Origin of the sequence: Paenibacillus sp. RC334 (assembly GCF_030034735.1) — a bacterium.
GTDB classification, from domain to species: Bacteria; Bacillota; Bacilli; order Paenibacillales; family Paenibacillaceae; genus Paenibacillus; species Paenibacillus terrae_A.
This window is the reverse complement of the sequence record NZ_CP125370.1, coordinates 4,162,383-4,184,083: the sequence shown is the minus strand read 5'-3', so window position 1 is coordinate 4,184,083 and position 21,701 is coordinate 4,162,383. Positions and strand designations below refer to the sequence as shown.

Sequence of the window (21,701 nt, the reverse complement as noted above, 5' to 3'; positions counted from 1 at the left end):
TCGTACTACTAAAGTACCATGTGATATTCGACTTTAGTGGTGCTTGAACTACTTCCATAGCACAGAGGGCTTGGTCCTAATGGACCGTCCCTTAACAAAGAACCCCCGTGTTTGCCATTACAGGCAGGCGGGGGTTCTTTGCGTTTCCAAATATAGGTATTTCTAGGTTCAATCGTGTTTAAGCTAAATTAAAAGCTTTGGCCAGCAGACGATAGGACTGAACGCGCTTATCAAAGTCATGAATGGATGAGACAACTAGCACCTCATCGGTACGATACTGCTCAGCCAAGCGCAGTAATTGCTCCTTACACTGATCGGGTGTACCGACAACGCGCCATGATGCTGACTGACGCAGTCGCTCGCGATCAAACTCCGTGTACGGATAGGACAGCGCTGTTTTCACTGATGGCAGTGAAGTCATTTCTTTGCCTTGCATAAGCAACAGGAAAAACAGGCTGGCGCTGGAAGCCAACTGCTCGGCCTCTTCTGTAGTTTCGGCGCATGACACAGTAACTGCCGCCATGGAGCGGGGCTTATCGCCCAGGATGGAAGGCTGATACTGATCGTGGTAACGTGCGGTAGCTTCTACCCCACCTGGTGTGCCGAAAAATTGGGCAAAGGCATAGGATGCGCCCATCATCGCGGCTAATCTTGCGCTTTCTCCACTGGAACCGAGCAGCCACAGCTCAGGAATGGTCGAAATCGTCGGTGCCGCATGAAGTCCGGCAAACCGATGGTTGGCAGGCACAGAATCATGGAAATAATCAATTAAATCGAGAATCTGTTGTGGATATTGCTCGACGGATTGGTACTTACCTTCCTGCAAGGCACGTGTTGCCAGCGGCAAACCGCCCGGAGCACGTCCCAGACCCAGGTCAATTCGACCCGGATGAAGCGCCTCCAGCAGCCGGAAATTCTCAGCGACTTTATATGCGCTGTAGTGTGGCAGCATAATACCGCCTGAGCCGACACGAATACGTGACGTATTCGCAGCCAAATGTGCGATCAGCACCTCAGGACTGGAGTGTGCAAGCATTTTGGACGCATGATGCTCAGACACCCAATAACGGCTATATCCCAGCTTGTCGGCTTCACGCGCTAACGCAGTTGTATGGGATAAGGCATCCTGAGCAGTACCACCTTCAGGAATATGAGACTGGTCCAGTATACCCAGTTTAAGCATTTTGCAATCACCTCTTACACAACTGTATCAGACACAACTCATTTGGTCAAAACTTGAAGTTGGATTATTTGGAGTTGAAGCTGAATCGGTTGGAGTTTAGGAATCTTTTCGTTATAATGAAAGAAGTGCAGGATGAGAGAACATCCTTGCTTTTGGAAAGGGGAACGAATTTGTGTTAAGAACACCTTTGGGGCGTGTCCGACTCATGCTCTGGATTCAAGGTATAGCGTATTTGGCAATACTATTCACCCATCAGCCGCTGCAAGCTGCGGGCATGACCCAGACAGTCATGGTGATCGGTAACATATACCGGATCAGCTTTTTGCTGCTCCTCGTCGCTTTGATCTATGGCAAAACAGCACTGAATTGGTCCCTACGGCGGCCTCTATTCATTATGTTTGCGTCCTTCATTCCTTTTGGTCTGATCATTATGGATTGGATTTGGGTGAAAAAATGGACAGGGGATTCGGCAGCAGAACAGCGAGCCGCATCGTAATATTTTAGTAAAGGTCGAGTGAGATTCGAGGATCTGCTCCTTAAGCCCCTCAAGCGGGACTAGCCCCGGTGCAGCAGAGAAGAGAGCATTGCGCAGATTGACGCGTGGTGTTCTTTTTTTGTGCACCGGAAACTAATTTAATTGAATGCCTTCACTAAAAACTCAGCAGTTTTACGTCTTTGAAAGCCGTCCACCCAATGACCGGTAAATGGATAAATTTCAATCGTTTTGGGCGATTCAATGCGATTATATGCGGCAAAAATCGTTTCCGGCATACATACGGTATCCTTGAGTCCCACTGATACCATGACAGGAATATGAATGCGATGAGCAAGATTCATCACGTCAAAATAACTTAATGTATGTAGCACCTGCTCCAAATGCTCTGGAAATCGGTTTGCGAATTCGGCAGCTTCCGTCAGCGAGCTGGTAGAATTCATCATACCAAAATCCATATGGCACATATTAGGAATGTCAGCCACCGTAACAGCAGCTTTATCACTGAGTGCAGCTACCATTAATGCAAGTCCGCCGCCCTGGCTAGCCCCAGAGATTACAATTTTGCTCGCATCCACATCCGGCTGCTCTGCCACCCAATCTACGGCTCTGAGGGCATCTGTCGTTATCGTTTTGTAGTAGCAGGTATCCTTATCCAGGATTCCTTTCGTTACCCAGCCTTTAACCGTACCATGAGGATCATCCAAACGATCTCCTGTTTCACCACCCTGACCGCGTACATCTACGGCAAATACAGCAAAGCCAAGCATCAGCCAGGACGAGTAATCCTCAGGATAGCCCTTGCCACCTGTGTAGCCATGGAAAAGGACAATACACGGCAGCTTTTGATTTCCGGCAAATTGGGGGCGTATATACATGCATGCAGCGGCGTATCATCTACACCTTCAAAGGTAACCCGTGAGGCATGAATATGAGGATACGGCGTTTCCACTGGTGTTTTGAACGCACACACGGGTTTAGCCTGTACATCTTCCAGTGTTTTGTCCCAGAACTGCTCGATGTCCTTCGGGGCGGTCAGATCCGGTTGATACTGCTTCAATTCGGCAATTCTTTTTTCAATGAAATTCATAGTGAAAAAATCCTCCTTCATATATAGAACGAGTATCTACTCAAGCTTTACCCGGTAGAGTAGACTCTTCCAGCTCTCTCAGCAGCTCAAATGCTTCTTCGTTTGTGCTTCCGCACGTATCCTCATCAGCATGAAATCCACTGCATACGGCTGGCCGCTCAGGCTTGCCAAACAATCGGCAACGGTTATCCGAAGTGAGCTGTGGGCAAGGGACACCAGCCGGTTTTCCATCAGGCATGCCGGGAATAGGAGATGAAATCGTAATAGCAATACAGCACGCGGCGCATCCGACACGACACTCCAGTTGGGGTCACTCCTTATCATCTGTTATTTTTGCAACGTATGCATGAAGCGACTTCAATGAAGCCATAATGTGAGGATGGCACAAAAAAAGCAGGAATACAAGGATGACTGTATTTTATACACACTTTTCACACAAGGGTTATAAATAAGCAGTTAGGCACGTAGGATGGTATCAAGCTCCTAAGTCATTGTTCTGTTCATTAGGTAATATTAACCATTTGTGCTCAACGTGTTCAAAAGGAGTTCGAGTGGTTAATAATAGAACACAACGATAAAAACTTAAATGAGGTGAAGTAAAATGAGTTGGTTATGGGCATTGATTGTTGGAGGTATTATTGGTTGGTTGGCAGGAATTATCGCAGGTCGTGATGTTCCGGGTGGCGTGATTGGTAACATTATCGCTGGTTTTATCGGTGGATGGTTGGGTGGCTTGATTCTGGGCGACTGGGGTCCTGAAATCGGATCGTTCTACATTGTCCCTGCATTAATTGGTGCGATTGTGCTGGTTGTTATCGTAAGTTTGATCTTCCGTTCCGTTGGACGGAACAGAGGCTAACACATAATGAATCGATTCCACTAGCCCTTATAGGGCATAAGGCTACAAAATGAAAAGAAGCTGCTTCCCGCAAGGTTCGCAAATGAACCTGCAGGAGCAGCTTTTTTTATTGAAACCGCCTGATATGAGGCACACATAAAACGCCCAACACGATGCACATGCCAACGGTTGAAAACAGACTGATAGTGAAAATGCCGCCAAGCTTGTCCGCCATCGAACCCACAGCCAGATAGCCTAAGGGCAGTAAGGCAAAGGAAAACATCAGATCCAGACTGGCTACACGGCCAAAGGATTCGGCGGGAACCATTTCCTGAAGGCTTGTTTCCCAAATGATCGCAAATATCATAATGCCGAACCCTTCAAGCATCATGCTCATAATCAGTCCCGGCATCCAGGTGACTACAGACAACAATAATAAAGCAAGCCCGCTGACAAAAGCCCCGAGGTAAGCGAGCAGGCCGCGATGCTTCCAGTGCTTGCGCGACCCGTATACAAAGGCACCCAGCATAGCGCCGACGCCGCTACTTGCCATCGCAACGCCATACACGACTGGACTGTAGCTATGATGAACCTTGAACAGCCACGGAATGAGTACTGCAATAATGCCTGAGTAACAAATATTAATGAAGGAAAAAGCCAGAATCGTAATCCACAGCCACGGATGACTTTTAAGAATCGTAAAGCCCGCAATAAAATCTTTGAGAAAATGCTGACCTTCCTGATCCTGTTGTTCTGCATTTGCCTGGCGCTCACCGATGAGCGAGGCCAAATGACTGCTCAGCATCCAGAAGCAGGCAAAAGATATCAGATAGGCGACAGAATCCAGACCAAAGCCGATCCCTGGTGAGGTGAAGGATACAATGAAGCCGCCCAGTGGAGGGCCGAGAAGGCGGACGGCTTGAATACTAATCTGACTGAGCGCGTTAGCCGCATTGCGAATGTCCGGCGTAAACACCTGTGCGCGCAGGGCAGAATAAGCCGGATTAAAGATACCGTCCATCAATCCGTATAAGGCAAGGCCAACGAACAGATACGGCAGTTTCATCCCGTCGGTAAACATCAGCACCGCCGCAGCGAACATCAGCCCAAAGCGGGCAATGTTGGTGAACAGAAGCAGACGGATTCGGTCGATCCGATCTACAATCATCCCTGCAAAGGGCAGAATAAGCACGTTAGGCAGCATATAGACAGTCATCGCCAGGCCCATGATTGTAGTCGAGCCCGTCAGGGAATAGATAACCAGTGGCAAAATGACGGTGGTGACTGAGGTTCCCAGCATAGCGATCCAATGTCCAAGCCACAGAAGAGTGAACGCTTTGGATTGCCTTAAAGGCGAAGTGAAGGTGGCCCAAGCTGAACGTCTTCCTTCGGGTGAAGCAGAGGATAGGGTTGAATTTTGGGTTTCCATAATGCCTTCCTTTCAATCGAAAACGAGGTAAATATTACTAATCTTCATATTGAAATCAATTATACGAAACCTTGGACGTAAAGGTACAGAAAAAAGTTACTGTGAGGATAGATAAAATGAATAGTCTGTCTATGAATGAGTCAACCTAGGATAACTTTGGGCCCAGAAATGCTATAGCTCACCTTTTGCATAGGGATTATTGGATAAAAGCATTGACGTGTAAAAATGAATGATGTACTATTCAATGAGCCAGCTAAGTGCTAGGTTATCAAGAAAAAGGAAAAGAGTGTGGTTAACATGAAAAAATTTAGATTTTTACCAGTCGTACTGATCGTAATGGCTTTGCTGGTTTCGGCCTGCGGCAACAACGACAAAGGTGCTAATTCAAATAATGCTTCTACCGGGGATGCCGGGTCTACTAATGGAAAAGCAGATATAACCGCCACAGCTACTTTGGAATCTGTAAAAGCGAGCGGCAAGCTGCGAATCGGTACGGAAGGTACCTATGCTCCATTTACCTACCATGATGCTGCTGGTAAGCTGACAGGCTTCGACGTCGATATTGCAACTGAAGTAAGTAAGCGTCTGGGCGTACAGCCGGAGTTTATCGAGACGCAATGGGATGGTATATTCGCGGGATTGAACTCCAAACGGTTTGACACGGTGTTCAATGAAGTGTCCATTACCGATGAGCGCAAGCAAAAATACGATTTCTCCGATCCGTACATTGTCTCCAAGGCAGTGCTGATCGTGAGCGAGGATAATAATGACATCAAAAAGTTTGCTGATCTGAAAGGTAAAAAGGCCGGGCAATCCCTGACCAGTAACCTGACTCAAATCGCGAAGAGCAATGGCGCGGAAATTGTGGCAACGGATGGATTCAATCAGGCGATTGATCTCCTGACATCCAAACGAGTGGATGCGACCGTCAATGATGGTTTGTCCTATCTTGATTTGAAGAAGCAAAAGCCTGACGCTCCCATCAAAAAGGTAGATGAATCTCCAGATGCTTCACACAGCGCGGCTGTTTTTAATAAAGGCAGTGAAGACTTGATCAAGGAAGTCAACAAAGCGCTGGCTGACATGAAGGCTGACGGTACGTATCTGAAAATTTCCGAGAAATATTTTGGAGCCGACGTATCCAAATAACACACGAATAACCGGAGTCTCGCCATGTCGAACCGGACTTTCGCAAACTTATCTTTTTAAAGGATGTCTGCACAATGGATGATCGCCAGATACAAATTATTATCGATTCATTACTGCCTCTGCTGAAAGCAGGGGTTTCTTTCACGATTCCGCTCACACTTATCTCTTTTGCTCTGGGCTTGATACTGGCGCTGGTTACGGCGTTGGCTCGACTGTCCAAATGGAAAGTACTTAAGCTGATTTCCGGCTTCTATGTGTGGGTGATTCGGGGAACACCGTTGCTGGTGCAATTGTATATTATTTTCTACGGCTTGCCTTCAGTTGGCATTACGCTGGACCCTTTCATTGCTTCAGTGATCGGCTTTACGCTCAGCGTGGGGGCTTATGGCTCCGAAATTATGCGTGCGGCTATCATATCCATTCAGGAAGGTCAATGGGAGGCTGGCTACTCCTTGGGGATGACGCGCTGGCAAGTGCTGCGACGTATCGTGCTTCCGCAAGCAGCCCGTGTGTCCGTACCGCCGTTAGCGAATTCTTTCATCAGTTTGGTAAAGGATACTTCGCTAGCTGCGACGATCACCTATGTGGAAATGTTCAGAACAGCTAACCAGATTGTAGCCACCACGTATGAGCCGTTATTGGTGTATACCGAGGCGGGGGTTATTTATCTGCTGTTTAGCACCGTATTGACCGTGCTGCAAAATTACCTGGAGAAGCGGCTGAGCCGTTTTTCCGTCAGATAAAGGAGATTGTACGGTGATCCAAATTCGGAATATACACAAATCGTTCGGCTCGCTGGAAGTGCTGAAGGGTGTTAATGTGACGTTGGATAAAGGGAAGGTGCTGGTAATCATCGGCCCGTCCGGCTCTGGAAAAACAACGCTTTTGCGCTGTCTGAATTTGCTGGAGGTTCCCGATCAGGGTGAGATTCAGGTGGGGGATATTGCACTGAATTTTGCCAAAGGAACGAAGCTGCGGCAGGAAAGCATCTTGGCGCTGCGCAAGCGAACGGGTATGGTGTTTCAATCCTACAACCTGTTTCCGCATATGACAGCAGTTCAAAACGTAATGGAGGGACAAGTCACCGTTCAAAAGAAAAACAAGGACGAGGCACGCAAACGCGCATTGGAGCTGCTTAAAAAGGTGGGACTGGCTGACAAAGCGGAATCCTATCCCCATCAGTTGTCGGGCGGACAGCAGCAACGCGTCGGTATTGCCCGGGCAATGGCGGTCGAACCTGAGGTGCTATTGTTCGACGAGCCGACCTCTGCGCTTGACCCCGAGCTGGTAGGTGAGGTGCTTAAAGTTATGAAGCAACTGGCTGCCGAAGGCATGACCATGGTCATTGTCACCCATGAAATGAAGTTTGCCGCTGAGGTCGCGGACCATGTGATTTTGATGGATCAGGGTGTGATCGTTGAACAGGGGACGCCACATGAGGTTCTGGAGCAGCCCACCAGTTCACGAGCTATTCAGTTTTTAAATCGGTTGAGCGGGGAAACAGAATAAAAATGAAGCTGGAAAAAAGAAGAACCTCTAAATGCGCCATTATGGGCATCAGAGGTTCTTCCTTTTTATGATGATTTAGAAGAATCCAACGCGTCCTTCGGCCACATTTTTTAACCAGTCCTGCTTACGGCTCTTATCAAGCTCGCCTCTCATACCTTTAATAATCAGCTCAATATCTGTTTTTCCACTCTCATGCCATTCCAGAGCAGTGCTGACATACAGCTCGCCGAGCTGAGCCAGGGAGAAGCCGTCAGTCATCGCTGCTGCCTTCTGTGTACCTGTCTCTCCTGCAAAAATAAGGAAGTTGCGCAGCTTGAGATACGCCAGTCGCAGCGCTTCGTCCGGCAGACTGATTTCATAGGCGCGATCGAAACGACCCGCCCGGTTCATCAGACCCGGATCAATTTTTTCGGGATAATTGGTCGTTCCGATCAGGAAGATGCCCTCCTTGGAAGTAGCGCCATCAAGCGTATTCAGGAAAAAGGAACGAACCTCCTGCGGCATGGAATCAATATCCTCAATGACCAGCACCATCGGAGCCAGACGGGTAGCCGCCTCGAACACCTCTTTGACCGATTCACTAGTTGTATACTCCGTAATTTGCCAGTAGGCGGCCGGACCTGGTACGCTGCTCGCAATAGATTTAACAAGCGTCGTTTTCCCGTTGCCCGGATGGCCATACAGCAGAATACCGCGTTTGTATGGAATATTATAAGTCTGATAGAATGTACGATCTGCTTCAAAAAACTGATCGAGTGAACGGAAAATATCGCGCTTGATTTCCGCTTTCAAAATAACGTCATCCCGCGTAATGGCACGGGTAATCGGCTCCGCCTGCCGGGATAATCCGCGGCTTGTGTCCGTAAAGACGGTGACCCGCTTCATGTTCTGCTTGCGTTCACGCCCGCGTACCCCCGCGAGGAAGCCTTGCAGTTCCTGATCGCCTGTCGCAAATACGTAATCTTCATTATATACGCCATTTTCACGGAAAAAGGGAACCCGCGCCAGCGCGATGCCCCACTTGGGATAGGCGAATACATTATTACGCATAGACAGGTGCACGCCGTATTCTGGAGTGGGCCCGTCATCGTCATATTGGATGGTACGTTCCTCCAGGCGATCAAAGACCCGTGCCACATGCTCCAGATCCGGGCTGCCTGAACGAATGTCCTCCTCCAGCAAGTCCCAATACTCAATATTGGGATCGTCGCTGGCATACAGCTCATATTTTACGCCATAGCGGTTATATAGGGCCTCACTGATGCCGTCGATCAGACGGGCATAAGCGGCATAGCCGGTAATACGCCCATCTGTACGTTCATCAAATTCGTAAATAGCTGGGATGTCTATACTCAATTATTTGGCTCCTTTCAGGGCGGCCAGCGGCTTGCATTTAGCTACAACGGCTGCGAGTCCTGCCCCGGTGACACTTTCAATAATATCATCTACATTTTTGTAGGCTTGGGGAGATTCGTCGAGAATGCTTTCCAGCGATGACTGATTGACCACAATCTCGTCGTCTGTCCCTACACCAAGTGCTCCGGCAAAATCGTCCACACTTACGAGCCGTTTGGTCGCAGAGCGTGAACGGATACGGCCCGCTCCATGGCAAATGGAGTGGAAGTTATCCTGCCCGCCCGGCAGACCGACCATAATATAGGAGGACGTCCCCATAGAGCCGGGAATCAAGGCCGGATGTCCTGTTTCCCGGTAAGGTTTTGGATTGTCGGGATGTCCGGCTGGAAGGGCGCGGGTAGCCCCTTTACGATGCACAAACACGTTACCGTGATCCGGGTGGGATTCCTCCCAACCATAATTGTGCATCAGATCGTACAAGGTGCGCAACTCGCACTTTGTACCAAAGACATCACGGAAGGCTTCACGCACGGAAAAAGCGATCAAATGTCGGTTCACCACCGCATAGTTCAGCGCCGAGTACATCATATTGATGTACTGCGCAGCTTCGGGATGCTCCAGAGGGGGCAAATACCAACCTTGGATCAGAGGTACCAAGCCCAAGGCGACCCATTGCTTTGGCAATGGCAGACGAGCTGGTTTGGCTGACCGCTCCACCCCAGGCACGTGATCCGGAGTGGACCATGACGGCAACCTGACCGTCGAACATTCCCCAGGCTTCGGCTATTTCACGGTTGTGCTCGGCAATCTCAATCGCCTGAATTTCAACGAAATGATTGCCTCCACCCAGCGTGCCAAGCTGTCGGTGAGCCCGGTGCCACGTGCGATCTTCGACGAGATTAAGTACCTCTTCATCAAATGAGAATTTACTGTGCTCTACATGGGTGAGTGAGGTTGATTTTTTAGGCGTGTAGCTGTCTGGAATATATTTATTGGGTAACCCATGCAGGCCCTTGCGTACAATATGCTCCAGCCGGATATCTGAATAATGTCCCCGCTGGTGGGCTTCCATCGGCAAATATTTATCAATGGTCTTGACCAGCTTGCGTCGCAGCTTGGTTTCCTTCAAGGCATCCTTGTGCAAATTTGTCAGGTGTACGCGCATGCCGCAGCCGATATCGCTGCCGACGATGGAGGGAGATACATAGCCGTCCTCCATTCCCCATACCGCTGTCGTGCCGATGCAGGTTCCGACGCCTACATGCACATCCGGAGTATAGCCCATATAGCGGATACCGGGAATTTGTAAATTGTTATTAGCCATCTCGAACACCTTGTAATCCAGCGAGGAGAAAAGCTGCTGAGAAGCATATACGGTCAAATCGCCAGCCGGAAGCTTCATAAGATGGCTGTATGGTCCCTTTTCTAAGAACGAGTCTGTTGTGTGCTGTATATTCATATGGTTGGATAGTTCCCTTCTTCATGTAAATCAGGATTTTGCAAAATCCTGAAATCTAAAATTACTTACAAATTAAGCTTTAAAAAAGAAAATAAAAAAAGCCGCAGACTTGTCGTCTACGGCTTCCTGCACCGAAAGTGTCATTACACGTCATGATCTATACATCATTAATACGTAAAATAACCTGTTCTTCCAATAGCATTAAATACAGAAAAAAGCCTGGTTAATCACGCCGTCAGACAGCGCGATGTCACCCATCATGTCGCCCGAACGGGGCCGATGAGACGAAAATTCATATATATGGTTTTGTCATGCTGCCTGTCTGTCACCATCATGTAAAGCTCAGTCATGTCTGTCGCCCCCCTTTTCCTAAAGTTAATTGCTATGTTAATGGAAACCTGTGGAAGCTGTCAACCCTGAAAAGAGGGAGAATGGAAAGATGTGACTTTAATCATAGTGAAGTGTGAGTTAGATCATAGTTCAAATGACCCAAACCTGTTATTGTCTAAATATTCAAATATTCAGAGATTGTTGATGGTTTACAGGACAATTTTTGTGAGGGGGACGGAGCAAGCATGGAAGGGGATCTCCAGAAGTTTAAGGCCGACTTTTTCAAAGCATTGGCTCACCCTCTGCGCATCCGCATTCTGGAGGTGTTAAGTGAAGGGGAGCGGAACGTAAATGAGCTACAGACTGCGCTCGGTTCCGAAGGCTCTGCCGTATCGCAGCAGTTGGCCGTGTTGCGAGCCAAAAATTTGGTGAGCAGCATCAAGGAAGGCACGACGGTCGTTTACTCGTTGCGGGACCCGCTCTTGACGGAACTGCTTGCGGTGGCGCGGCAAATTTTTGACAATCATCTGGTCGAAGCGATCTCGTTGCTGGAGGGTATTCGGAACGAGAAGTAATGCTACTACAGAAAAGAAGGGTTACAGAGGATGAAGTGGATGGGAAGGTTCGAGGGATATAACGCAGGAGCTTTGCGAAAGGACCTGATTTCCGGAAGTATCGTGGCAATTGTGGCAATTCCGCTCGGTATGGCGTTTGCCATTGCATCAGGAGTAAAGCCGGAATACGGGCTGTACACGACCATTGTGGCAGGAGTTTTGGTTTCACTGTTGGGAGGGTCCAAATTTCAGATTGGCGGACCGACGGGCGCTTTTATTCCGATTTTGCTGGCTATTGTCATGCAGTACGGTTATGAGAATTTACTCATAGCCGGTTTTATGGCGGGGATTATGCTCATCTTAATGGGCGTGCTGAGGCTAGGCGCGTTAATTAAGTTCATCCCCAAGCCGGTAACGATTGGCTTTACGGCGGGCATTGCCGTGACGATTTTCAGCGGTCAGATTGCTAACTTTCTCGGCTTGCGCGGAGTAGAGCGGCATGAAACGTTTCTGCCTTCTATGGCAGAGCTGATCCATCGCCTGCCTTCACTGAATGTGTACAGTATTCTGACGGCGGGTATCTGTCTTGCCGCCCTCATTCTGGTGCCTAAAAAATGGCCCAAGGTACCCGGTTCACTCGTTGGCTTGCTCTTATCCACGTTGGTGGCAACCTGGCTTTTTCCGGGTCAGGTGGCAACGATCGGCTCCGCATACGGCGCAATTCCGGCATCTCTGCCTGAGCTGCATGTTCCAAGCGTGACCTGGGACCTGATTGTGAAGCTGCTGCCGCCCGCACTTGTCATCGCAATGCTGGGAGCTATCGAATCCCTGCTTTCGGCAGTGGTTGCTGACGGCATGACAGGAGCCCGGCATAACAGCAATCGTGAGCTGGTCGGACAGGGTGTTGCCAACTTGCTCACACCGCTATTTGGCGGCATTCCTGCGACGGGGGCGATTGCACGCACAGCCACAAATATCCGCAGTGGTGCCGTGTCTCCCATGTCGGGTATTGTACACGGCTTAATTGTACTGCTCATTCTGGTGGTTTTTGCTCCGTATGCATCCAATATTCCGCTGGCGAGTATGGCTCCGGTGTTGATGGTGGTCGCCTGGAATATGAGCGAGCGCAAACATTTTGCACACATCCTCAAGACGCGGACAGCGGACTCTATCGTACTGGTTGTCACCTTTTTACTGACAGTATTTACGACGCTGACCACGGCTGTTGAAGTAGGTCTGATTCTGGCCGTTGTGCTGTTCGTCAAGCGTATGAGCAGTGCACTTTCAGTGGATAAGGTACTACCCGATCCTTCCGTTAAGCATGAAAAAGTCGGTGCCCATATGGTAACAGAGCAGCATGATTGCCCACAGGTGGCGATTTATAGTGTGGAAGGCCCTCTATTTTTTGGTGCCGCTTCGGCATTGGAAAATTCGGGGATGGGAGGTCAGGCTAACCGCCAGCAAGGGATTTTGCTGCTGCGTATGGGTAAGGTTCCCTTTATGGATATGACAGGAGAATCTAACTTTACCACATTGATTCAGAAATATCGGAAATCCGGTGGAACGGTGCTTGTTTCCGGCCTTCAGCCGCAGCCTCTGGCATTACTTCACAAAACCGGATGCTACGACATGATCGGACATGAGCATTTTTTCGAGCATACAGGAGAAGCCCTCACGGCAGCCATAGCACTGGTGGATCGGGATGCATGTCGCGGGTGCAGCCAAATGGCTTTTCGGGAATGTGCTGCTCTATGCGGTAGATCGCAAGCACTATCAAAACCATCCATTTCGGATGGAGCTGTTCCGGTTCCCATACCTGTAAACAGCGGCAGATAGCCCTCTCTGAACTCTTCTATTGGAGTGCAGAACGAATGCTGAAAAATCTCTTTTATTTTTACGATTAGCGGTGCGCCCTCAAGATTAGCACCTGCTCGTAAAAACGGAAGAGGTTTTTTGTTTTCGAAGAAAAAGGGAAAAAATTCAAAAAAATGCTTGTATATCTGTTTTTATGACATTATACTAGATTCAAAAGATACCAATTGTATCATTCTTTTGTTTTAATTTGGTTTTTAATGCACAGATATTAAACCCCTCGATAACTTCTAGCTTCCTACCCTACTTTTTCTTCACGTTTTTCTCTTACTTTTTCCAAAGCGATATAAGCTGAATTTTAAAAATTTACATGGGAACGAGGTAGGCAGAATGGTGCTGTACGAGCATCAGCGGTCACCTTTGCCCGAAGGATTACTGTTTCTTTCGGTCCTGCCCTCTTGGTTGTTCACCACAGAATCATGACCTATGGATTCCATGCTAGAATCTATATTTTTTGAAGGAGGTGAGGGCCAAAGGCTATTTTGTGAGCTTTTCACGTGGCTGTCGGCAGGTTATTCTTGAGAACCATAAAACCAAGTAAAGGGAGATGGAAAGTATTGATTAAGTCGAAAAATATCAAAAAGACGTTATCGGCTAGTTTTACTGCTATTCTTGCTTTTTCTCTGATTTCTCCGGTGTACGGAGATGCAAGCACAACCACCGCGGCAGGAGCTTCGACCATTTCCGCCAAGGTTTCAGCCAAGCTGAACCAGCAATTCAGTGACAGCGAGTACGTCACCTATCTGGTCAAATTAAAAGATCAGGTAGATACAGAGTCGGTTGCCAAGCATGCTTTCCAAAAGGCTTCCGCAGACCAGATTTCTCCGGCTGCCGCTAAGCTTTCTGTACGTACAACGGTTGTGAACTCTCTCATTGATACTGCTGAAAAATCTCAACAGCCTGTGGAAGAATACTTAAAGAAGGAAGTCAATAACGGAGGCGTCAAAAAGTACAAGAGCTACTTTATCGTGAACGCGCTTGCGGTAACGAGTACCAAGGAGGTATTGGATAATCTCGCCACACTTCCTGAGGTAGACAAAATTTTACCGGATGAAACGCGGGAGCTGCAAAAGGTTGAAATAGATAAGGATGCCCAGCCAGCAGTCGAGGAAGCGACAGCCGAACAAGCTGCTGTAGACACGGCTGTAACGGAAGAGAATGCACAAAAATCCGTGGAGGAATCCGTATATAAGGATGCTGTAACGCCGAGCCGAGCCGAATGGAATATTTCCAAAATTAAAGCACCACAGGTTTGGGCTAAAGGCATTGACGGCAAAGGGGTTGTCGTTGCCAATCTCGATACAGGCGTAGAGTACACTCACCCGGCGCTGAAAAGAAAATGGCGCGGCTTGAATGCTTCCGGTCAAGTCGTGAATCCAGAGCTGAGCTGGTATGATGCGGTTAATGGAGCATCACTGCCAACAGATTCAAATGGACACGGTACACATACGATTGGTACGAGCGTTGGCTCGGATAGTAACGGTACGAATGAAATCGGGGTTGCTCCCGGTGCCAAATGGATTGCTGTTCGAGTGTTCAACCCGAGCACGACAGATTCCATTCTGCTGGACGGAGGTCAATGGTTGCTGGCTCCAGTAGACAAAAATGGCAAGAAGCATCCTGAGCTTGCACCGGATGTGGTGAATAACTCATGGGGTGGCGGACCTGGGCTGGATGAATGGTATCGTCCTGTCACCAAAGCGTGGAGAGCGGCACAGATTTTCCCTGAGTTCTCTGCAGGTAACACGACTCTGTCAAATCCGGGCGGTCCTGGGTCTGTAGCCAATCCGGCGAATCTGCCGGAAGCTTATGCCACTGGAGCGACTGATGTCAACAACAAGCTGGCCAGCTTCTCGTTGCGCGGTCCTTCTCCATATGGCGAAGTGAAGCCTGAAATATCGGCTCCTGGGGTAAACATCCGTTCCTCTGTTCCTGGCGGAGTATATGAGGGGGGCTGGAACGGTACTTCCATGGCAGGCCCGCATACGGCCGGATTAGCGGCATTGCTGCTTCAGGCCAAGCCATCCTTGACAGTGGACCAACTGGAGGATGTTATTTCGAAAACAGCGACGCCGCTGACAGACAGCCAATATAAAACTTCACCGAATAACGGCTATGGATATGGCCTGATCGACGCGTTGGCTGCGGTCAATTCGGTACTTAACTAGAATGATCTGATCGTTCTTTAGAAAGACTTCGGAAATCCCTTGGAGCGGCTCGTCCAGAGATTGCATACACCTGCTAACCGTGTAATGCAACATTAACGCAGCCGCTACAAAGGGGTTTTCGTACATAGAAAATACAAAAATTATAAATTTCAAGGAAATTGCAAAAAAATCACTTGTATATCTGTTTTGATAACTATATACTATCCATAATATATGTTTTTATATCAATTTTTAATATAAAATGTAACGATATAACATGTCGTGTTATAGCATGTTCTCTCTTCGACATTCTCCTGCTTGTTCTCCTTGGTATCTGCTGAATTTCATCGCATGTTATCTTTGATTCACAAACTCATCTATGAAATACATTCACCTATGAAATAAACTCACCTAAGAAAATCCAAATCGTTTTATACCTGAGCATTTTGCAACAATCCCAAGAGCGATTTCAAATTGTACTTTCGAGCGTTGGGGATCGAATGATGCAAAATGCTGACCTCTATATTCTATGAAGGAGGTGGTTGCCAACCATATCATGTTGTACAGCCCGTAGATTTGATGTGAAGGCAAGAAGGCATGAGGTCTTACTCTCGTACAGGTTATACCAGAAATATTAAACCTAGTAAAAGGAGTGGAGAAGTAATTGATTAAACCTAAACGATTTAAGAAACCACTATCTATCGGACTATCTTTGCTTATGGCCTTTTCTTTTGTTCAACCCGCTTTGGCGAATAACACACCGGATGGCTCCAAGCTGGAGTTGAAATCAGCTGCGCACAAAGTAACGACTGCGAAGGTATCCCCTAAACTGACCAAACAGTTTGAGGAGAACAACTATGTAACCTATCTGGTCAAATTAAAAGAACAGGTAGACACGAACAAGGTTTCCAAAAATGCTCTCCAAAAGGCCTCGCTTGAGAAAATAACACCCTCTGCCGCCAAAATGGCTGTTCGCAGCAATGTGATCAGCTCTCTGCGTGAAACCGCTTCAAGAACCCAATACGGGCTTGAAAATTATTTGGATAAACAATCAGAGAGCGGCGGAGTGAAGGAATATAAAAGCTACTTTATTGTCAATGCCCTGGCGGTCACAAGCACCAAGGAGGTGCTGGACCATATTTCGCAGCTGCCTGAGGTAGACAAAATTTTGCCGAATGAAACACGTTATCTGCAAAAGGCGACAGTTGACAAGCAGGCAGAGGGAACAGCAGCCAAAACTGCTGAAACAGCGACAGTGGACACGGCAAAATCTGCAACCGCAGAGAAAGCAGTAGAGCTGGAAAAGGACGATAGTAAAACATCGGCGAAGCCAGACAATGCAGGTAAGAACGCTGTAGACCCGTCTACCGTGGAATGGAATATATCACATATTAATGCACCGCAAGTATGGGAACAAGGAATCGACGGAACCGGAATCGTCGTGGCCAATCTCGATACAGGCGTAGACTATACTCATCCGGCCCTGCATCGCAAATGGCGCGGTCTGGACGCGGCAGGCAATGTCGTGAATCCCGAGCTGAGCTGGTACGATCCGCATAGTCATGCGACGTTGCCGGTCGATCAGGAAGCGGATTCCCACGGTACGCATACGATGGGAACGATGGTCGGCTCCGAGGAAAATGGAACGAACCGGGTCGGCGTTGCGCCTGGCGCGAAGTGGATTGCCGTTCGGATTTTTAATCCGGAAACGACGGATGCAATTATACTCGACGGCGGTCAATGGCTGCTTGCGCCAAGGGATGCCCAAGGCAATCTTCATCCCGAGCTTGCACCGGACGTGGTGAACAATTCGTGGGGCGGCGGACCCGGCCTCGATGAATGGTTCCGACCTGTGGTTCAAGCATGGCGGGATGCACAGATATTCCCTGAATTCTCCGCAGGTAATACTTCCCTTTCCAATCCGGGCGGTCCTGGATCGGTAGCGAATCCGGCTAACTATCCGGAATCCTTTGCCACTGGAGCAACCGATCTTAATGACAAGCTGGCTAGCTTCTCACTGCTGGGACCGTCGCCATATGGCGAAGTGAAGCCCGAAGTTTCTGCACCGGGTGTAAATATTCGATCATCCGTTGCTGGCGGTGCTTATAAAGGCGGATATAACGGAACTTCCATGGCGGGCCCTCATGTAGCGGGACTTGCGGCTCTGTTGCTGCAAGCGAATCATTCGCTTACCGTGGATCAACTGGAAGAAATTCTGGAAAATACAGCTACACCACGCACGGATAGCACATATCCGACCTCTCCGAACAATGGCTACGGACATGGTGTCATTAATGCATTGGATGCAGTCGGCTCTGTCGTTCAGGGCTTGGGCTCCGTATCCGGTAAAGTTGTAACAGGTGGAGATGATCTGGAAGCGCCTGTTCTGGAGCATACACCGTCTGCTGCGGCATTCGAGGGCATTGACATACCTCTGACTGCTCATGTAACGGATAATGTCGGGGTGACAGCAGTTGAGGCCTTTGCCAAAACAGCGGGTACGTCAAACTATGTATATATTCCGTTGGAACGGACCTCCGGCGACAGCAAAGACGGTACATATCAAGCGTCCATCCCGACTTTCTTGGTGGATAGCGTCGGTCTGGAATACTATATTCGCGTGAATGATTACGGCAATAACGGTTTTGAAACCGAAGTGTACAAGGTTAATGTCTCCAAAGGCGTCAAACCTGGCTATACACAGGATTTTGAAAAGGATATTGCTGGTATCAATGTCGGTGGACAGGGTAGTGTCTGGAAATGGGGAACCCCGGTAAGTGGCCCCGGAAGCGCACATTCGGGAACGAAGGTCCTTGCGACCAATCTCGAAGGCAAATATGCGTCCAACTCTAACAGCTATTTCCTCGCTCCTCCGATTGATCTGACCAATAGTCCCAAAGGGGCGTTGCTCAGCTTCAAGCATTGGTACGATATTGAAAACAATTCTGATTTGGGCAAGGTGTATGTAGCCACCGCCAACAATCAGAATGCATTTGAGCAGGTATTATCATTTACAGGCACCAGCAACGGCTGGAAAACACAATATCTCGATCTGCGAGCATTTGCAGGTCAGAAGGTATACCTTCTGTTCAACTTTACAAGTGATAATACGGTTGTAAAAGATGGCTGGTATATCGACGATCTGTCGATTCAGGAGCCGGATACCGTTGCACCTGCCGCGCCAAGTAATCTGACTGCTGAAGCGGATACAGTCGGCAACGTCTCGCTGGCCTGGAATGCTTCATCCGATGAAGACGTGAAGCAGTATAAGGTGTATCGCTCCACCCAATCGGGCAAAAATTATACTTCGTTGGGTACAACCTCTGGACTGACCTTCACCGATACAATCACGGTCAGCGGCTCGACCTATCATTATGCAGTGGCGGCCGAGGATTACAGTGGTAACGAGGGAGCCAAGTCGAATGAGGCTTCACTGAGAGTAGAAGTGCCGGATACGCTGTATAGCGATTCGTTTGATGGCAACTCGGATAACGGCTGGACTCATTCTGGTACCAAGGATGAATGGGAACGTGGCATCCCCACAGAAGTGGGACCAGAGAGTGCAGTATCCAGACCAAACGTATGGGCAACCGATCTCGATAGTAACTATGAGAGCGGAGCTGACTTTTCGCTGGTTTCTCCAAAAATTAATTTGAATGGTGTGCGGAACGCAACACTTACCTTCAACCACTGGTTTGAAATTGAGTCCGGCTATGACTTCGGTTATGTAGAAGTGTCCAAAAATAATGGCGACACCTGGACCGAGCTGGGCAAATTCTCTCATAACACTAATGGGAAAAAATGGACTCCAGTTTACTACAATCTGGATAGCTATACCGGCAATGAGATTCAAATTCGCTTCCGCTTGAAATCGGATAACAGTGTGAACAAAAACGGTTGGTACATTGACGATTTCCGTGTACTGGGCATTCCAGCTTCGACAGTGACCAAGGATGTAGTACCTGAGTCGAATATCAAACTGGAAAAAGCGGAAGAACAATTCCCACTGTACAAAATTACAAGCACCGAAAAGAGTGAATTCCAGGAAAAAGTGAAGCCGACGGAAACAACGGTGGACAGTGGACGTGTCGGTCTCGAAAGTCTTCCTGCCAGCGCCACAGTTACCGTACTGGAAACCGGACGTTCGGTGAAAACCGATCCGACCACAGGTAAATACAGCTTCATTCACGTAGCAGGCGATTATACGCTGAAGGCTGAAGCCTATGGCTATGAGCCTCAAACGAAGCAGGTCACGATTGAGAATAATAAAGTAATCAGAGCGAACTTTAGTCTCCAAGCGGTACCTCATGGTACGATTCACGGAGTCATTACCGATAAGCAATCCGGTGAACCGATCCGAAAAGCGAAAGTGCTTGTGCTGGAGGATGCACGCATTGCTCCGGTAGAAACCAATGAGGCTGGAGAATTTACGCTGGATGTGCTGGAAGGGACATATACATTATCCATTGCAGCAGAAAATTATTACAGCGACAGTGTCACGATCACAGCACCTCCGAACGGCAGTGTGGAAGCGAATGTCGCATTGAAGCCATTTATCGGCTTCCAGGGGGGCATCGCTTACGATGACGGTACCGGAGAAAATGCCAGAGCCTTTAACGCGGCAGGCAACTCCTGGGCAGTCAGAATGACACCTGAATCAGAGGTGGCTCAAGTGACAGGAGCGTCGCTTCTGTTCTGGAATTCAACCTTCCCGAATCCGGGAGGAACGGCGTTCAAATACTCCGTATATGATGCATCTGGTGCGGCAGGTGCACCGGGACGTCTGCTGGCTGGTCCATTTGATGGCACAGCCGTTCGGGATGAAACACAGTGGACGACCGTACAATTCCCTGAACCCGTAACGGTTCAAGGCGACTTCTATATCGTCTATACGCAGCCAAGCGCAGGCACGCAAGCTCCGGGTCTTGCTACAGACGAGAGTGGACCCAATGCGCTTCGTAGCTGGCAAGGTGTAAGCGGCGCATGGAGCCAATCACCGGAGGATGAGGGCAATTACATGATCCGGGCGATCGTCAGATATCCGGTTAATGCGCCAACGATTACAACACCGACCAAGGCAACGTATACGAAGGAAGAGACAATCACCGTTACAGGTACTTCCCCGGCAGACGGAGCGGATATCCAGCTTTTTAACGGTAATGAACTGGCTGGTACAACCAAGGTGAAGGATCGCCAGTTCAGTCTGGCAGTCGATCTTCAGCCGGGTGCCAATCCACTGAGTGTTCAGGCGGCGGTATACGGCAAAGCAACAGATCGTTCCGAGCCTGTGGTCGTCATACTTGACCAGACTAAACCGGGTCTGATCTTGACTTCGCCAGATGAAGGAGCCCGTACAAATGCGGGTGTCGTCAGTGTAACAGGTACGGTGTATGATGAGTTCCTCACCAACTTGACGATTAACGGGGAGCCAGCCGAATTTGGAAGCGACGGCAGCTTTAACAAGCGGTTGCTCATCAATGAAGGGGAAAATCAAATTACGGTAACGGCCAAGGATCTTGCCGAGAACGTAACTACGGTTACCCGTTCGGTGTATGTCGATACAGCCTTGCCGAAGCTGGAAAATATCAGTCCTGCTGAGGATGTGCGTATCACTCCAGGGCAACCGGTGCAGGTATCCTTCGACAGTGCGTCCGGATTGGAGGCATCCTTCCGTGTGGAATTGCCTTTCAATCTGACCACCTTGGCCCGAAACGAAATTCCATTAAACGAAACTTCGTCAGGTCATTATGAAGGAACTTACTTCACTTCCTCTTCTCTGAGCCTGGAAGGCGGAGTCATCGTGATCCGGGTAAGGGATGCAGCAGGAAATGAAGTGGAGACGGAAGCACCCGGAAGATTGTATGTAACGAAGGGTGGAGGGCAGGACCCTGATCCGAATCCACCGACCTCTAACGAGAAACCAGTTGCAATCATTCAGGCGAATGATTCAGCCAAGAAGAACAAGAACGTTCAGTTTAACGGAAAAGCCTCACGTGATGTAGACGGTGAAATCGTCAGCTATAGCTGGAACTTCGGCGATGGCGATACAGCGTCCGGCTCCAAGGTAAAGCATAAATTTACCACAGCCGGAACGTATACCGTGGAGCTGACGGTGACAGATAATAATGGCGCAAGCGGAAAAGCTGCGCATACCATCACGATCCGTTAATAAGGTACACGGAATGTTTCTTTTAAAATAACAACAGAAGACCCACAGCAAGCCACCATTTTCGGAGGTCTGCTGTGGGTCTTTTTGAATTGTGGAACAGGTCTGGAAGCGATAGAATGAATA

The 21,701-nt window shown here is 48.7% G+C and carries 13 protein-coding genes and 2 pseudogenes; 9 read left to right on the top strand and 6 right to left on the bottom strand.

Annotated features, from left to right (window positions below; all coding sequences use genetic code 11):
- Positions 1-178: 178 nt before the first annotated feature.
- A complete protein-coding gene (locus QMK20_RS19185) occupies positions 179-1,183 on the bottom strand; it encodes an LLM class flavin-dependent oxidoreductase (protein ID WP_283652898.1) in 1,005 nt (334 codons plus the stop codon).
- A gap of 172 nt (positions 1,184-1,355) precedes the next feature.
- Between QMK20_RS19185 and QMK20_RS19180 the strand changes: the two genes are divergently transcribed.
- On the top strand, positions 1,356-1,679 hold the full coding sequence (locus QMK20_RS19180) for a DUF3817 domain-containing protein (protein ID WP_283652897.1): 324 nt from the start codon (positions 1,356-1,358) through the stop codon (positions 1,677-1,679).
- A 137-nt stretch (positions 1,680-1,816) separates the two neighbouring features.
- Here the strand turns inward: QMK20_RS19180 and QMK20_RS19175 are convergent.
- Both QMK20_RS19175 and QMK20_RS19170 read right to left on the bottom strand, forming a co-directional pair.
- Positions 1,817-2,766 (bottom strand): annotated as a pseudogene (locus QMK20_RS19175) (acetylxylan esterase).
- A gap of 40 nt (positions 2,767-2,806) precedes the next feature.
- A complete protein-coding gene (locus QMK20_RS19170) occupies positions 2,807-3,070 on the bottom strand; it encodes a YkgJ family cysteine cluster protein (protein WP_082067208.1) in 264 nt (87 codons plus the stop codon).
- A gap of 297 nt (positions 3,071-3,367) precedes the next feature.
- Between QMK20_RS19170 and QMK20_RS19165 the strand changes: the two genes are divergently transcribed.
- Entirely contained in the window at positions 3,368-3,625 is a 258-nt protein-coding gene (locus QMK20_RS19165; RefSeq protein ID WP_137063951.1) for a GlsB/YeaQ/YmgE family stress response membrane protein, read from the top strand.
- Positions 3,626-3,731: 106 nt separating this feature from the next.
- Here QMK20_RS19165 and QMK20_RS19160 read toward each other — a convergent pair whose 3' ends face one another.
- Complete coding sequence (locus QMK20_RS19160) at positions 3,732-5,033, bottom strand: MFS transporter (RefSeq protein WP_283652896.1); 1,302 nt, start codon at positions 5,031-5,033, stop codon at positions 3,732-3,734.
- Between the two features lie 297 nt (positions 5,034-5,330).
- On the opposite strand from QMK20_RS19160, the gene QMK20_RS19155 reads away from it, so the two are divergent.
- The 3 genes from QMK20_RS19155 to QMK20_RS19145 all read left to right on the top strand — a co-directional run bounded on the left by QMK20_RS19155 (position 5,331) and on the right by QMK20_RS19145 (position 7,691).
- Complete coding sequence (locus tag QMK20_RS19155) at positions 5,331-6,182, top strand: amino acid ABC transporter substrate-binding protein (RefSeq protein WP_283652895.1); 852 nt, start codon at positions 5,331-5,333, stop codon at positions 6,180-6,182.
- Between the two features lie 74 nt (positions 6,183-6,256).
- Positions 6,257-6,925 carry an amino acid ABC transporter permease gene (locus tag QMK20_RS19150; protein ID WP_283652894.1) on the top strand — a complete coding sequence of 223 codons (669 nt, stop codon included), beginning with the start codon at positions 6,257-6,259 and terminating at the stop codon, positions 6,923-6,925.
- 13 nt (positions 6,926-6,938) lie between these two features.
- Positions 6,939-7,691 carry an amino acid ABC transporter ATP-binding protein gene (locus QMK20_RS19145; protein WP_283652893.1) on the top strand — a complete coding sequence of 251 codons (753 nt, stop codon included), beginning with the start codon at positions 6,939-6,941 and terminating at the stop codon, positions 7,689-7,691.
- Positions 7,692-7,766: 75 nt separating this feature from the next.
- Here QMK20_RS19145 and QMK20_RS19140 read toward each other — a convergent pair whose 3' ends face one another.
- Together QMK20_RS19140 and QMK20_RS19135 are read right to left on the bottom strand one after the other, a co-directional pair.
- A complete protein-coding gene (locus QMK20_RS19140; RefSeq protein ID WP_283652892.1) occupies positions 7,767-9,047 on the bottom strand; it encodes an AAA family ATPase in 1,281 nt (426 codons plus the stop codon).
- Positions 9,048-10,506 (bottom strand): annotated as a pseudogene (locus QMK20_RS19135) (RtcB family protein).
- A gap of 575 nt (positions 10,507-11,081) precedes the next feature.
- Here QMK20_RS19135 and QMK20_RS19130 point away from each other — a divergent pair.
- The 4 genes from QMK20_RS19130 (at position 11,082) to QMK20_RS19115 (ending at position 21,578) form a co-directional block, all read left to right on the top strand.
- Positions 11,082-11,411 (top strand): ArsR/SmtB family transcription factor, encoded by a 330-nt coding sequence (locus tag QMK20_RS19130; protein WP_014282840.1) that lies wholly within the window; start codon positions 11,082-11,084, stop codon positions 11,409-11,411.
- Between the two features lie 30 nt (positions 11,412-11,441).
- Complete coding sequence (locus QMK20_RS19125; RefSeq protein ID WP_283652891.1) at positions 11,442-13,226, top strand: SulP family inorganic anion transporter; 1,785 nt, start codon at positions 11,442-11,444, stop codon at positions 13,224-13,226.
- 593 nt (positions 13,227-13,819) lie between these two features.
- Positions 13,820-15,430, top strand: coding sequence for a S8 family serine peptidase (locus tag QMK20_RS19120; RefSeq protein ID WP_283652890.1), 1,611 nt, complete (start codon positions 13,820-13,822; stop codon positions 15,428-15,430).
- Between the two features lie 643 nt (positions 15,431-16,073).
- Positions 16,074-21,578, top strand: coding sequence for a S8 family serine peptidase (locus QMK20_RS19115; protein WP_283652889.1), 5,505 nt, complete (start codon positions 16,074-16,076; stop codon positions 21,576-21,578).
- Positions 21,579-21,701: the final 123 nt, after the last annotated feature.

Coding starts and splice junctions, on each gene's coding strand:
- QMK20_RS19125 (WP_283652891.1), top strand. CDS start 11,442: ATGAAGTGGATGGGAAGGTTCGAGGGATATAACGCAGGAGCTTTGCGA.
- QMK20_RS19150 (WP_283652894.1), top strand. CDS start 6,257: ATGGATGATCGCCAGATACAAATTATTATCGATTCATTACTGCCTCTG.
- QMK20_RS19130 (WP_014282840.1), top strand. CDS start 11,082: ATGGAAGGGGATCTCCAGAAGTTTAAGGCCGACTTTTTCAAAGCATTG.
- QMK20_RS19185 (WP_283652898.1), bottom strand. CDS start 1,183: ATGCTTAAACTGGGTATACTGGACCAGTCTCATATTCCTGAAGGTGGT.
- QMK20_RS19160 (WP_283652896.1), bottom strand. CDS start 5,033: ATGGAAACCCAAAATTCAACCCTATCCTCTGCTTCACCCGAAGGAAGA.
- QMK20_RS19155 (WP_283652895.1), top strand. CDS start 5,331: ATGAAAAAATTTAGATTTTTACCAGTCGTACTGATCGTAATGGCTTTG.
- QMK20_RS19165 (WP_137063951.1), top strand. CDS start 3,368: ATGAGTTGGTTATGGGCATTGATTGTTGGAGGTATTATTGGTTGGTTG.